Here is a 13,694-nt window from a genome sequence, read left to right on the forward strand (position 1 = left end):
ACCATCATGCAGCCCGCTTCTTCTGCAAGCAGTCGCCGGATAGCCCGGCAAATACTCGACCTGATATATGAAGCAAGATTCGATCCAGGTCATCATTTACGTGAGCAGCATTTAGCTGATGCGCTCGGCGTATCGCGTACGCCGGTGCGGTCCGCACTGAAGGAACTCACCCTGCTGGGTGCGGTTGAAGCGCGGCCAAACCAGGGTTTCTTCTTAATCAAAAACGTCGATGAGCTGTTGCAGCTGGCCATTGAACAGCCTAAAACCAGCGATCAGACTCTCTATGAAAAGCTGGTGCACGATCGCATCGCCGATGCACTGCCCATCTCTTTTACCCAGACGGAAATTGCGCAGCGCTATGATGTTGACCGGGGCGTACTGTCCCGTACGCTGCTGAAGCTGGCGGAGGACGGGCTCATCGCTCGCAATACCGGGCACGGCTGGCGTTTTCTCCAAACGCTGGACTCAGAGGTCGCGCGACAAAACGGCTACGGCTTTCGCCTGATGATTGAACCCGCGGCGCTGCGATCGCCGCTGTTCCGTCCCGATCGCCACGCGATCAAACGCATGCGCGCCCGGCATCTGTGGCTGATCACCCACCCGGATATCACCCTGGTTCCGGCAAGAGAGATTTTTGAAACCGATGCCGACTTTCACGAAATGCTGGCCGAGGCCAGCGGTAACCTTTATGTCCTGCAGGCTGTCCAGCAGCAGAACCGCCTGCGCCGCCTGCTGGAGTTCGGCAGCTACCACAATAAACGCCGCGTCCGGGAGTGGTGCGAAGAGCATGTCGCTATTCTTGATGCGGTGCGCGATAACCAGCCGGAAAAAGCCGCGGTGCTGATGCAGCAGCATCTGCAATCGGCGCACGATCTGGTCGCAAAAAAGGCGGCGAAATCTTAAGCGGCATCATTTTTGCATTATCTGCTCCTGAAAATACAACCAGGAGAAAATAATGGATTTGCAAATTGATCACCGTGTGGCGCTCGTTTGTGGGGCAGGCAGCGGTTTAGGACGTGCGATTGCGCAATCGCTGGCTCAGGAAGGGGTGCGCGTCGCCGTCACCGGGCGAAATCGCGAAAAGCTGGCAGAGACCGTGGCGCTGATCCAGCAGCAGGGCGGAACGGCTCAGGCCTGGACGCTGGATCTGGCCGCCCCAGGGCGCTTCACCGAGACACTGAACGCCATCCGCCAGCACTGGGGAGACGTGGATATTCTGGTCAATAATTCCGGCGGCCCACCGCCAGCCCGCGCCCAGGGCGTGGCGGCAGAGGTCTGGCAGCAGCAGTTCAGCCTGATGGTCGGGGCGCTTATCCAGCTTACCGACCTCGTGCTGCCCGCCATGCGCGAGCGCGGCTGGGGTCGCATCATTACCACCACCTCATCGGGGGTTATCGCCCCGCTGGCAAACCTGGCGCTGTCGAACGCGCTGCGAATGAGCCTGCTGGGCTGGTCGAAAACGCTGGCGGGCGAGGTCGCCGCCGACGGCGTGACGGTAAACGTAATGGTGCCCGGACGCATCGCCACCGGTCGGGTTGCCCAGCTGGATGCCATTAAAGCCGGACGGGAGAACAGCACGCCCGGGGCCATCGCGGAGAAAAGTCGCCAGAGCATTCCCGCGGGCCGCTACGGCAGACCGGAAGAGTACGGGGCCGCAGCCGCGTTTCTGGCCAGCCAGCAGGCGGCCTATATTACCGGCAGCGTGCTGCGCGTAGACGGCGGACTCATCCCCTCGGTGCTATAGCGTTGCTTTATCCGCGGCACGGCAGCACAATCTGACACTGGTACGCGTTAATGATAACTATTATCATGCTTTACGATAATATTATCCCGGAGTGTACCTATGCAGGCAGAGCTACCCGAATCAATCACCACTGACTGCTGCATCGTCGGCGGCGGCCCGGCGGGTCTGATGCTCGGCTATCTGCTGGCCCTGGCGGGCGTTCAGGTCGTGGTGATTGAAAAGCACGCTGATTTCCTTCGGGACTTTCGCGGCGATACCATTCACCCCTCTACCCTGCAAATTATGCACCATCTGGGGCTGCTGGATGAGCTGCTCACGCTGCCCCACCAGCAGGCGCCTAAGCTTCAGGCCGAGATGAACGGTCGCGAAGTGACAATGGCTGACTTCTCGCGGCTGCCGGTAAAGTGTCGCTTTATCGCCTTTATGCCGCAGTGGGACTTCCTGAATTTCCTGGCGGCTAAGGCCGCCGCGCTGCCGACCTTTACCCTCTACCGCTCGACGCGCCTCGACGACCTGATCTGTGAACAGGACCGCGTCTGCGGGATCCGCGCGTCATCCGGTACGGCCACCACGGAAATCCGCGCACAGCTGGTGGTGGGAGCGGATGGTCGTCATTCACGCGTCAGGGAAAAAGCCGGACTGACCGGCCGCGAATTTGGTGCCCCGCGCGACGTGCTGTGGTTTTCGCTGCCGAAACAGCCCGACGATCCGGCGGTGAGCATGGGGCACAGAGGGCCAAAGCAGAACGTTATCATTATTGACCGGGGTGATTACTGGCAGTGCGGCTACGCTATCGCCAAAGGTCATTATGAGCAGATGGCACCGCGGGGTTTAGCTGGTTTTAAGCAGGAAGTTGCGCCCTTTATTCCCTTCCCGCCCGACAGGTTGGATGCGCTGACGGAGTGGGATCAGCTCAGGCTGCTTGTTATCCGTATTGACCGCCTCGATGAGTGGGCAAAGCCTGGCGTACTTTGCATCGGCGATGCGGCCCATGCTATGTCGCCAATTGGCGGCGTGGGGGTCAATCTGGCCATTCAGGATGCGGTTGCCAGCGCCAATCTGCTGGTTCCTCACCTGCGGAAAGGTCGCCTCAGCCTGAAAAACCTGCAAAAGGTGCAGAAGCGGCGGCAGTTTCCCACCTGTGCCACCCAGTTTATTCAGATAAAAATGAGCGGCAAAAAACGCAAAAAAAGCAAAAGCACAGGCAGCCCGATCCCCAGGCTGGTCAGTCGGCTGCGGTTTTTACCCCATGTGTTTGGCTGGATCATCGGGCTGGGATTTCGTCCCGAGAAACCCCGACGCTTCTAAGCTTTCGCTCTCAACAGCCACAGGCCGGTGAGGATCTGCCAGCAGGTGATGGGATAGACCGAGGCCCGCTCAATTAACCCCGTCGGCAGCAGGTTAAGGGGGATAATCAGCATGCTGAGCAGGCCAACCCCGCCCAGCAGCAGACTGATTATGCCCCACTGACGATCGCGCCGTCGGCTGTGGCCTCGTAGTAGCATACCTGCCGTCAGCAGGCACAAATTCCCCCCCGCAATCGCCAGTACCGCACCGGCCTGATGCAGGGTTATGCCGCCGTTCCCGCCCCCACTATGAAAAAGCGCAATCATCACGCCGCCGATGCCGTGCAGCAGGCCGGTCAGCAGGAATAGCCATCTGCCTCGCGGACGGCATCCGCTGCCGATCAGAAAGCAGGCAAGGAAAAACAGGATACCCTCGGCGGCAAAGCCCATATTCATCACCGCATGACGCGGCGAGCAGATCGCCCGCCCGTCTGCCAGCACGCCGCAGACGGGAATGCCAAGGTCGCTAATGTAGTTCTGCATGTAGCGGTAAGCAGGAACATGCCAGGCCAGCGCGCTGATTTTTTCGGCGAGCAGATAGACCGCCCCGCCGAGAATAAAGCAGCCTGCACCGATTTTCCGTCTGATTGAGTCGTTCATCCGCGCTATCCGTTATGCAGCCGCTGTCGCGAACGCAGGCTGGGAAACCAGGCCATCCACAGTCCGACTACCAGCAGCGTGCCGACGCCGCCAACCGCCACCGCGGGAGCCGCCCCGAGCCAGGCCGCCAGCATGCCCGACTCAAATTCGCCGAGCTGGTTGGAGGTATTAATAAAGATCGAATTCACCGCGCTGACCCGCCCGCGCATTTCGTCCGGCGTATCAAGCTGCACCAGCGCCCCGCGGATCACCATGCTGACCATATCGAAGCCGCCCAGCGCAAACAGCGCCAGCAGCGAGAGCCACAGCTGGGTGGAAAACGCAAACAGCAGCGTCGCGACGCCGAACCCGGCGACCGAGGCGAACATAATTTTGCCGACGTTACGCTCAAGACTGCGACGGCTGAGCCAGAAACCCACCAGCAGGCCGCCTACCGCCGGTGCGCCTCGCAGCAGCCCCAGCCCCCATGGCCCGGTATGCAGAATATCCTTCGCAAATATCGGCAGCAGCGCGGTCGCGCCGCCCAGCAGCACCGCGAAGAGATCGAGCGAGATAACGCCCAGCACGTCGGGCCGACGGCGAATAAAGTGGATGCCGGCAAAGACGCTGGCGAAGGTCGCGGGCGCACGCGGGGGCGGCGCATGATCGTAGCGCAGGCGGCTGACCATCAGAATGGAGATCAGATAGAGCGCGGCGGTGGTAGCATAAACCACTCCCGGTCCGGCGACATACAGCAGCCCGCCCAGCGCAGGCCCCATCATCGAGGCGGTCTGCATTGAGGCCGCATTCGCCGCCGTCGCGCTCTATCTGATCTCCATTCTGATGGTCAGCCGCCTGCGCTACGATCATGCGCCGCCCCCGCGTGCGCCCGCGACCTTCGCCAGCGTCTTTGCCGGCATCCACTTTATTCNAGCAATATGCCCGGCCGGCAGCGCCAGCAGCACCGCGGGAAGAAACTGCACCAGGCCAATCAGCCCGAGGTCGAATGCGCTGCCGGTCAGCGAATAAATCTGCCAGCCCACCGCGATGGAAAGCATCTGAAAGCCGAAGCTTGAGGCGGTGCGGGCCAGCCAGAATGCGGTGAAAGATCGGTAGTGGAAAAGTGAGTCGGTGGCGTCAGAAGAGGGTGTGGGCATAGCGATTCCTGGTGAATGTAATAGCAGGTGTTATTTTTATTGTGTGGTCAGCGGGCAACGATCGTCAGGGCGAGCTGGCCGGTTTGGCATATTTCCATAGCCAGCGTCCGGAATGCATCCGTCGATAGAAAAACCAGCCGCGCACGATCCAGTCGAGGAACATACCCATCCAGATCCCCACCACGCCGAAGCCCAGCAGCACGCCCAGGGTATAGCCCGCGACGATGCGGCATCCCCACATACCCAGCAGCGATATCCACATGGTGTAGCGCGCATCACGCGCCCCTTTCAGCCCGGCGGGCAGTACCCAGGACGCGGCCCAGAACGGCATAAAGGCGGCGTTGAGCCATACCAGCACTTTGACCACGTGAATGACGTCATCTTCCCGCGTATAAAACGAGGCCAGGATACCCGCGAAGGGCACCGTTAGCGCCGCCAGCGCGCAAAGGCCGAGGGTGGAGAGCCAGAAGATGTGGCGCAGCTGTCGTTCGGGCTGAAGCAGCTGTCCCTTGCCGAGGCGGGTTCCCACAATAATGGTTGAGGCCGATCCGAGGGAGTTGCCGGGCAGGTTAATCAGGGAGACGATAGAGAAAGCAATAAAATTACCCGCAATGACGTTGGTTCCCATTCCGGCGACGAAGACCTGGGTCAGCAGCTTTCCGCCGTTGAACAGGACCGATTCGATACTGGCCGGAACGCCAATGCCCAGCACCTCCATCAGTATGCTGGTGTTGAGCTTGCTGAAATAGCTTCCCAGGGTAATTTTCAGTCGGGGATTGAAGCCGATCATCAGCACATATATTACCGCTACCGCGCCGATATAGCGGGAGAGGGTCAGCCCCAGTCCGGCCCCGGCAAAGCCGAGGCCCTTCCAGGAGAAGCAGCCGTAGATCAGGACGGTGCTGATAATAATATTGAGTATGTTCATCCCGCCGTTGATCAGCATCGGGATTTTGGTGTTCCCTGCCCCACGCAGCGCGCCGCAGCCGATCAGGGCAATCGCCGCCGCCGGATAGCTCCACGCGGTGATTTGAAGGTAGGTGAGCGCCAGCGCTTTAACCTGCGGCTCTGCCGCTCCGGCAATCAGATTGATGATGGCCCCCCCAAAGAATTCGATCAGTATCGCCAGCAGTATGGCGAAGAGGGTCATCAGTACCAGCGACTGGCGGGCAGCGGCCTGCGCCCGCTCACGGTTGAGCTTGCCGAGGCTGAAGGCCACCACTACCGTGGTCCCCAGGTCGATGGCGGCAAAGAAGGCAATAACCACCATATTGAAGCTGTCGGCCAGCCCGACTCCGGCCATCGCCTCTTTACCCAGCCAGCTGACCAGGAAGGTGCTGAGTACCCCCATCAGCAGGACGCAGAGGTTTTCAAAGAATATGGGTACGGCCAGCGGAGATATTTCCCGCCAGAAGAGAACACGGTACGAATGTCTTTTGGGATACCACGCCGAGTGTTTGATCGCCTGCAGCAGAGTCACTCTGAAGTTTTGCAAGTTTGTTCCAGCCGGAAAGAGGAGAGTAGGCCTGATTGATGATGGTAAAAGCCTGACAATTATGCAAAGTCTTTTTGTGGGACTGTTGCGAAAATTTTACTGGAAAGGGAATTTTTTGTGACTGTTTGGATGTGAAGGGCTGCAATATCTGCTGTCGCGGTGGATAATCCCCGCGGGTGCTGGGCNAAAATTTTACTGGAAAGGGAATTTTTTGTGACTGTTTGGATGTGAAGGGCTGCAATATCTGCTGTCGCGGTGGATAATCCCCGCGGGTGCTGGGCTGCAATATCTGCTGTCGTGGTGGATAATCCCTGCGGGTGCTGGGCTGCAATATCTGCTGTCGCGGTGGATAATCCCTGCGGGTGCCGGGCTGCTATATCTGCGGTGCCGGTGGGTAATCCCCGCGGGTGCTGGGCTGCAATATCTGCTGTAGCGGTGGGTAATCCCTGCGGGTGCTGGGCTGCGATATCTGCTGTTGCGGTGGATAATCCCCGCGGGTGCTGGGCTGCGATATCTGCTGTCGCGATGGATAATCCCCGCGGGTGCTGGGCTGCAATATCTGCTGTCGCGGTGGATAATCCCCGCGGGTGCTGGGCGTCCTCGCGCCACGCTTCGCGTGGTGCCTTTGGCTCCGGCTCCGGGCCGGACGGCACAGTCGCGAGCGGGCATCCCTGCCCGCCGCTCCCTGAGTGCAGCATCCCTGCTGCCCTCGCCTGGCCCTCCGTCTTCGCCGCAGCGCTGCGGATTGCCCTTCACCCGCAGGGATTATCCCCCTCTCAGGCTTTGGAGTGGCTTTAAGTGTGTTAGCTAAGCCTTGATCTGACAGATTTTGTAGGTAGAAAATTATCAAATCTGACGGTCTGGTTTGAGCGATCAACGGACATTGCTAACAGCCTTCTCTGTGAATTATCAGGGAGCAGGTCAAGGCAACGAATGGGGTTCTTTTGAGATGTTTAGCATGTTATAAATCTGCATAGCATCATGTTGAGGCTGTTACCCCACTTGTTCACACCAACCCAACTCCACAGGCTGATTCATAAATTAGTAATCTGCGTGTTTCACAGTTTTCAAAAATGCTTTCATATTTTCATTAGGTTGCTCAATTTCGAAGTTACTTCCATATTGCTCTTGTAATTTTGGCCATAACTTACTTAATAACCCTCCCCTACGATAAAATGGATGTATCCAAACGGTAGATAGGTGCGGGGAATTTGCATTTGAATTGTTTATTGTGACTAGCCCAACTAAGCACTGCCGATAACCACTATTATCCATTGATTGTATTTCTTCGATGAACGGATACGCGATTACATAAATCCAACCATGATCGGTTGTATCCCAATACATTCCGTCATGACACTCCTTTGACTGATAGCGGCGTAAAGCTACGCACGCGAGCTTCTGCCAATCTGGAGAATTAATTGTGATCTCTTCATCATATGACGCGCCTACTGGAGCGGGTATTGGTCTGATTAATCCAGCATGGCATTCATCATAGAACTTCATGTCTGCCTCAGAAACGTTGTTTGCGTTGGTTTGCTCCATGTGCGCGCCATTCAAAAATAGCTCTGATAGTAGTGTATCTACGCTGTACTCTTTATTGATTATTGTCGGCTTAGAGTTTTTCTTATTAAGGCCGCGAGTAACGGTTTTTTGAACAATGTTAACAACATGGAATAATCCGTCGGGGAGGCTAGCGAACCACGATGGTGCATCTGACCAGAATAGTATGCCTTTTGTACTTCTTAAGAGTTTAATTAAGTTAATACAGGATTCTTCACTAGTGCTGCCGATAATGTGAAGTATGGTAGGATTAAAGTAATCTTTATCCGTGTCGGGGAACGCAGCTTCGCAAAATTCCTGTATATAATCTAGTACCTGGTGCCTACAGAAGTCATCATAGCTGGTAATAACTAAAGGGATATCCTCATTACTATTATGATTATCAATCATGCAATCTATAGCGAGACTTACTGCTTTGCGTATCACTTCAGTTGAATCTAACGACTCTAAAAAATTTATCTTTCGTGTGCGAATATCCATTTATGACCTGCCCTATTAAAATTCATGAATTAACGGTTTGTCATCTGGTTGTAACATGTTAGTTTTATTCGTTGCTACATTTAAACTGTTGTAGAGCGCAGTTGCCAGGTTCGACGCATTATCAATCAGCGTTTCAAGAGTCTGGTCCGTAATCACTACGAGGTTTCCTTCTTTATCTTTTCCACCTCGATGCACTAAGTGATTTCGATTAAGGGTTGCCAATTCAATAGCTTCTATCGGACAGTCTTTTTGTACTTTTATATCGAATGTAGCTTCATAGCGGTCGATTACCTTTTTAGTGCTATGCCAGCTTGCACTGATCAAGTGTTCCTTGATTGACCTGATTAGCTCTCCCCTAATTTTCTCGATGGGTTCACCCTTGAAAGGCAACGCAGCAATCTCTTTGCTTACTTTGAATTCAGTCTTACCTTTTTCTATACAATTTGCTATGTAAACATCATTTTTCTCTATAGAGTTAATGAATAGTTCAACATATATCGTTTCCAAAGCTGTAATAACATTCGTGTAGAGCAAACTAAGTAAGTGGTCTTTTTGCTGTTGTTCAGTTTTATCTTTTGCAAGTTTTTTTATTTTGTCGATGTTATCAATGAATTTTAAATACGGATTGTCGGAGGAAGTTACAGCTTCGTAGATATCATCATTGTACCAATCATCTACATTATTTGAGTTTCCAGACCAGTCAAAACATTGTGTTTGTAAGTCATCTACTAACTCCTCGATATACTCAGCCTTGACATATTGATCGAAGATGGCTTGTAGTTCTTCGCTCGCATCATATGGCCCGCCATATATGTAAGCATAGCCACCTTCTCTACTTTCATACGGACAAGAATTTGTCGGATCTTCAAAGTTTTCAAAGAACCAGTTTTTCATTACTTCGAGTTGATCTTTTTTGCTTATGTATTTTAAAGATTTTAGTGGGACTTTCTTTCCATTAACCTCGAAAACAATTTTCACGATGTAACGCCTCCTTGTATGAATTGCGCAACTATTGTACCACGGCGGAATACAGGGCGTGACCTACCCCCTTAAACTAACATACCATGTGCCAGCAATGTCCGCTCCTGGCACAGAGCGGACATTGATGATTTATATGGTGTTTTACACTTGAGGTTGTTGTACTGCTGTTCTTCCCTGAATATGGTTTGTCCGGTTGTTTAAGTGACAGGTGACCCTGACCCAAAATCCTGCTCCATTCAGAAACAGAATTCCGGCATGATTTTCACTCCCCTGAGCGGAGGTTGTGCCGATGAAAAAGTCACGATTCACCGAAGAGCAGATTGTCTTTGCCCTGAAGCAGGCTGAGCTGGGTACGCCCGTACCGGAAGTCTGCCGCAAGCTGGGCATCTCCGATGCCACGTTCTACACCTGGCGCAAAAAGTACGGCGGGATTTCGCCTTCAGAACTGAAACATATGCGGCAGCTCGAGGAGGAAAACCTTCGCCTGAAGACGCTGGTTGCCGATCTGAGCCTCGACAAGGCCATGCTTCAGGATGTGCTGGCAAAAAAGAGCTGACGCTGGCACGCCTGCGCGAGTGGGTCAGGGATTTACAGACCCGCTACGGTGCCAGTGAGAGACAGGTCTGCTTTGCACTGCAGGTCAATCCGCTGCCCCGATCCGGCACGCTGAGTTCCGGCCGGGGACTGGTTCCCATAGTCGCTAACTTAAGGGTTGTGGCATTACACCGGATATGATTTAACGTTCTGATGAATTACTTTCACGATAACTGGTCAGCAATCCTGTCCCATATTGGTAAACCAGAAGAACTGGATACTTCAGCACGTAATGCCGGAGCCCTGACCCGCCGCCGCGAAATTCGTGAGCGAATTGCCCGAAGCTGATGGTCAGGCCATAACCGAGCAGCAGGCGCATCGGCACTTTTGGTCGGGCGACAAACAGCAACGCCGGGAAAGCAACCAGCAGAAAGCGTAGCCCCGCGAGTATCAGCGGCGGCATGGCGTGCAGACCCATTTTGATCACCGCAAAATTGAGGCCCCAGGCCACGACTACCAGCATTGCCAGCAACACATCTTTACGCGCCATCTACGGCCCTTTTTGTTTACAAACTTGTAAAAAACTTACGTTTACTGAAAAATAGTCCAGTAATAGATCATTAAATTCGGTAGGTCGTTTTTGGCACCTACAAAAAAATTGGCGGTTGTGCGCCTCAGTTTAGACGTGTAATTGCTATTGGCATCACAAAAACGAAATAATCATGCCGGGTAAGAAAATGACCTCGACACAAACGCGCTCCACCGCCGCATTACTTTTTTCATCACTTTTGTTAACGATTGGCCGCGGCGCAACGCTGCCGTTTATGACTATCTACCTCAATCGCCAGTACGGCATGGCGGTCGATCAGGTTGGCTATGCGATGAGTATCGCACTGACCGTCGGCGTGATCTTCAGCCTTGGCTTTGGCATGCTGGCGGATAAGTTCGATAAAAAACGCTATATGTTGCTGGCAATTATCGCCTTTATCGGCGGATTTGCCGCCATTCCGCTGACTCATCATGCTGGTCTGGTGGTGCTCTTTTTCGCCCTCATCAACTGCGCCTATTCGGTCTTTTCAACGGTGTTGAAGGCCTATTTTGCCGATACACTGCTGCCGGCGACGAAAGCGAAAATTTTTTCGCTCAACTACACCTTCCTCAACATCGGCTGGACCGTCGGGCCGCCGCTCGGCACCCTGCTGGTGATGCAGAGCATCAATCTGCCCTTCTGGCTGGCCGTATTCTGCGCCGCTTTTCCGCTGGTCTTTATTCAGCTCTATGTTCAGCGCATTGCCGTTGGCAGCGGTCACAATCCCGCTGCGGCCTGGTCCCCGTCGGTGCTGCTGAGGGATAAAGCGCTGGGCTGGTTTACCCTCTCTAACTTTCTCGCATCGTTCGTTGCCGGATCCTTTGCTTCCTGCCTGTCGCAGTATGTGATGGTGGTGGCAAGCAGTGAGTTCGCCGAGCGCGTGGTGGCGGTGGTTTTGCCGGTCAACGCGGCGGTAGTCGTCATCTTGCAGTATGCCGTTGGGCGAAAACTCACCCCTGGCAACCTGCGGCCGTTGATGGGGATTGGCACGCTCAGTTTTGTTATCGGTCTCGCGGGCTTTATGTTCTCTGGCGACAATTTATGGCTGTGGGGCCTCTCCGCCGCAGTGTTTACCCTCGGCGAGGTGATCTATGCGCCGGGCGAGTATCTGTTGATTGATAATATTGCGCCGCCGGGCATGAAAGCGACCTATTTCTCGGCGCAGGCGCTCGGCTGGCTGGGCGCGGCGATGAACCCATTGTTAACCGGCGTGATCCTCACCACGCTGCCGCCCTGGTCACTGTTTGTCATACTGATGGTCACCATTGTCATCGCCTGGCTGATGATGCTCAAAGGGATGCGCGTCCGGCCATGGGGCGTGTTGCAAACGCAATAAGGGGCGGTAGAACCGCCACACCATTGCCGGATGGCGGCTCCGCCTTATCCGGCCTACAAAAACGAGCACACAGCGACACCAATGTGGCTTTTATCTGCGATATGGCAGCGAGGAGTGTCCCATAGGCACTAACTGGGGTCAGTTTAGATATCGAAAATTATTGTACGTTAAGGTGATTTTTTATACATATGGTCTGCGGTAAAGGGACTTGACCACGTTGACAGGCAGCTATGAGCGAAGAACGGACATCGTTTTTTGAGAAGGATAACTGTTATGATAAATTCTGATGGAAAGGCATTCAATTGATAGAAATCGGCGAAGGTGATTAGAGGGAGATGTGATGTTTACCCCGGAGTTTATTAATGAAGAGCAAGGAGAGTTTCTACTTGTAGCCAGCCATAGCCTGTCATCTCCGGAGTCAATAAGACTCAGTATTGCGTATAATATTGCCAGAATATCTTACGGACTATCGCAGGTTCCATCGTACATACAAACTTGCCGGCTCGTTTATGATATCAGAGGACAATCAATCTCTGAGCTGGTCTTGGACCAGATTAAACAAGCATTTGAGCAGCTAGCCATAGTGGAGTTTAAATGCTGATGGGGCTTCAGTTAATTGTAAAAGCAGATCGTAAGCATATAGATAAATCGTTGGGTTCACTGACTTCAGAATGTGAAATATTCGCTGTCTCTGATGGCCTTTTCGGCATTTCAATTCCAGAGCGAACTCTCTCATCCGTGGGTGAAGATGTTGTTCTACAAAAACTTGAACTCCTCAAGCGTTTTGACCTTTGGCAGGGGAACTGGCAAGAGCCAAAGAGGCGTTGGCTCTGGTGAGTTTCAGCTGTATTAGCTCAGACCTGATCTGACAGTTACCGGTTATTTATACAGGTATCTGTCAGATTACATCTGGCTTAAATTCTTCTCAGCCCAGNTGTATTAGCTCAGACCTGATCTGACAGTTACCGGTTATTTATACAGGTATCTGTCAGATTACATCTGGCTTAAATTCTTCTCAGCCCAGATGCGTTTTCCATCAAGTAATGTTTCCATCGGCGTCCGGCCACAGCACATTTTCCCCTTATGGGTTCGCTCATTATTATAGTGAGCCAGCCATTCATCAAGATCCGATTGTAATGTATCGAGTTCGCCATAGAGTTTCTTGCGGAACACTACCTGATAAAATTCCTGCAATATCGTCCTCTGGAACCGTTCGCAGATGCCGTTTGTCTGCGGCGACATTGCTTTGGTTTTCGTGTGGTCGATATCATTTATTGCCAGATAAAGCTGGTAATCATGCTGCTCCACTTTGCCGCAGTACTCTGTGCCCCTGTCAGTCAGTATTCTCAGCATTGGCAGGCCCTCAGATTCATAAAATGGCAACACGCGATCATTCAACAGATCTGCCGCTGTAATCGGCGTTTTAGTAACATACAGCTTGCAGTGCGCAACCTTCGAGTACGTATCAACGAACGTCTGCTGATAAATACGTCCGACACCTTTCAGGTTGCCCACGTAAAACGTGTCCTGAGAACCCAGATAACCCGGATGCGCGGTTTCAATTTCGCCACAGGCCTCGTCATCACTGGCTTTGCGTTCCAGTGCGGCGATCTGGCTGTCAGTCAGTTCGATACCCTCACGAGCCACTTTTTCTTCCAGTGCTTTCAGANCGTCATCACTGGCTTTGCGTTCCAGTGCGGCGATCTGGCTGTCAGTCAGTTCGATACCCTCACGAGCCACTTTTTCTTCCAGTGCTTTCAGACGCTTTTTGAAGTTTTCAAGATTGTGGCCCAGTCAGACAGAGCGGACACCACTTCCTGAGAGAAAAACGCCCTGTTTACGCAGCTCATTGCTGGTCCGGTGCTGACCATGTGCAGGGAACGCGACAGC

The 13,694-nt window shown here is 53.6% G+C and carries 9 protein-coding genes and 5 pseudogenes; 7 read left to right on the plus strand and 7 right to left on the minus strand.

All coding sequences use genetic code 11. The features are described 5' to 3' along the window. The first annotated feature begins 6 nt into the window (after window positions 1-6). The 3 genes from A1830_RS14345 to A1830_RS14355 all read left to right on the plus strand — a co-directional run bounded on the left by A1830_RS14345 (window position 7) and on the right by A1830_RS14355 (window position 3,052). Window positions 7-903, plus strand: a complete 897-nt coding sequence (locus A1830_RS14345; RefSeq protein WP_067707384.1) for a GntR family transcriptional regulator — start codon at window positions 7-9, stop codon at window positions 901-903. Window positions 904-955: 52 nt separating this feature from the next. Further along, window positions 956-1,744, plus strand: a complete 789-nt coding sequence (locus A1830_RS14350; RefSeq protein ID WP_067707387.1) for an SDR family oxidoreductase — start codon at window positions 956-958, stop codon at window positions 1,742-1,744. A 99-nt stretch (window positions 1,745-1,843) separates the two neighbouring features. Continuing rightward, the gene (locus A1830_RS14355) at window positions 1,844-3,052 is read left to right on the plus strand and encodes an FAD-dependent oxidoreductase (RefSeq protein WP_067707391.1); all 1,209 of its coding nucleotides are present in this window, start codon (window positions 1,844-1,846) and stop codon (window positions 3,050-3,052) included. Here A1830_RS14355 and A1830_RS14360 read toward each other — a convergent pair. From A1830_RS14360 to A1830_RS14390, 5 genes and pseudogenes are all read right to left on the minus strand, one after another. Beyond that, window positions 3,049-3,690: a DUF998 domain-containing protein gene (locus A1830_RS14360; protein WP_067707396.1), complete on the minus strand. Its 642-nt coding sequence runs from the start codon at window positions 3,688-3,690 to the stop codon at window positions 3,049-3,051. The two genes, A1830_RS14355 and A1830_RS14360, sit on opposite strands and share 4 nt — an antisense overlap. A gap of 5 nt (window positions 3,691-3,695) precedes the next feature. Next, a pseudogene (locus tag A1830_RS14365) lies at window positions 3,696-4,826 on the minus strand (MFS transporter). Window positions 4,827-4,890: 64 nt separating this feature from the next. Continuing rightward, a complete protein-coding gene (locus tag A1830_RS14375; RefSeq protein ID WP_067707401.1) occupies window positions 4,891-6,321 on the minus strand; it encodes an EmmdR/YeeO family multidrug/toxin efflux MATE transporter in 1,431 nt (476 codons plus the stop codon). 1,041 nt (window positions 6,322-7,362) lie between these two features. Continuing rightward, entirely contained in the window at window positions 7,363-8,364 is a 1,002-nt protein-coding gene (locus tag A1830_RS14385; protein ID WP_067707408.1) for a hypothetical protein, read from the minus strand. A 15-nt stretch (window positions 8,365-8,379) separates the two neighbouring features. Further along, window positions 8,380-9,342 carry a hypothetical protein gene (locus A1830_RS14390; RefSeq protein WP_067707412.1) on the minus strand — a complete coding sequence of 321 codons (963 nt, stop codon included), beginning with the start codon at window positions 9,340-9,342 and terminating at the stop codon, window positions 8,380-8,382. 292 nt (window positions 9,343-9,634) lie between these two features. Between A1830_RS14390 and A1830_RS14395 the strand changes: the two are divergent. Both A1830_RS14395 and A1830_RS22705 read left to right on the plus strand, forming a co-directional pair. After that, window positions 9,635-9,895 (plus strand): annotated as a pseudogene (locus A1830_RS14395) (transposase); the annotation flags it as partial. Between the two features lie 197 nt (window positions 9,896-10,092). After that, window positions 10,093-10,209: pseudogene (locus tag A1830_RS22705) on the plus strand (IS4 family transposase); the annotation flags it as partial. Here the strand turns inward: A1830_RS22705 and A1830_RS22710 are convergent. Further along, window positions 10,199-10,429, minus strand: a pseudogene (locus A1830_RS22710) (EamA family transporter); the annotation flags it as partial. The pseudogenes A1830_RS22705 and A1830_RS22710 sit on opposite strands and share 11 nt — an antisense overlap. A 187-nt stretch (window positions 10,430-10,616) precedes the next feature. Here A1830_RS22710 and ydeE point away from each other — a divergent pair. Together ydeE and A1830_RS14415 are read left to right on the plus strand one after the other, a co-directional pair. Beyond that, window positions 10,617-11,804: an efflux MFS transporter YdeE gene (gene ydeE, locus A1830_RS14405; RefSeq protein ID WP_067707476.1), complete on the plus strand. Its 1,188-nt coding sequence runs from the start codon at window positions 10,617-10,619 to the stop codon at window positions 11,802-11,804. A gap of 594 nt (window positions 11,805-12,398) precedes the next feature. Next, window positions 12,399-12,641, plus strand: a complete 243-nt coding sequence (locus A1830_RS14415; protein ID WP_231877636.1) for a hypothetical protein — start codon at window positions 12,399-12,401, stop codon at window positions 12,639-12,641. A gap of 156 nt (window positions 12,642-12,797) precedes the next feature. On the opposite strand, the pseudogene A1830_RS14420 reads toward A1830_RS14415, so the two are convergent. Further along, window positions 12,798-13,694 (minus strand): annotated as a pseudogene (locus A1830_RS14420) (integrase core domain-containing protein); the annotation flags it as partial.

The sequence above is a fragment of the Erwinia sp. ErVv1 genome (genome assembly GCF_900068895.1).
Classification (GTDB): Bacteria; Pseudomonadota; Gammaproteobacteria; order Enterobacterales; family Enterobacteriaceae; genus Erwinia.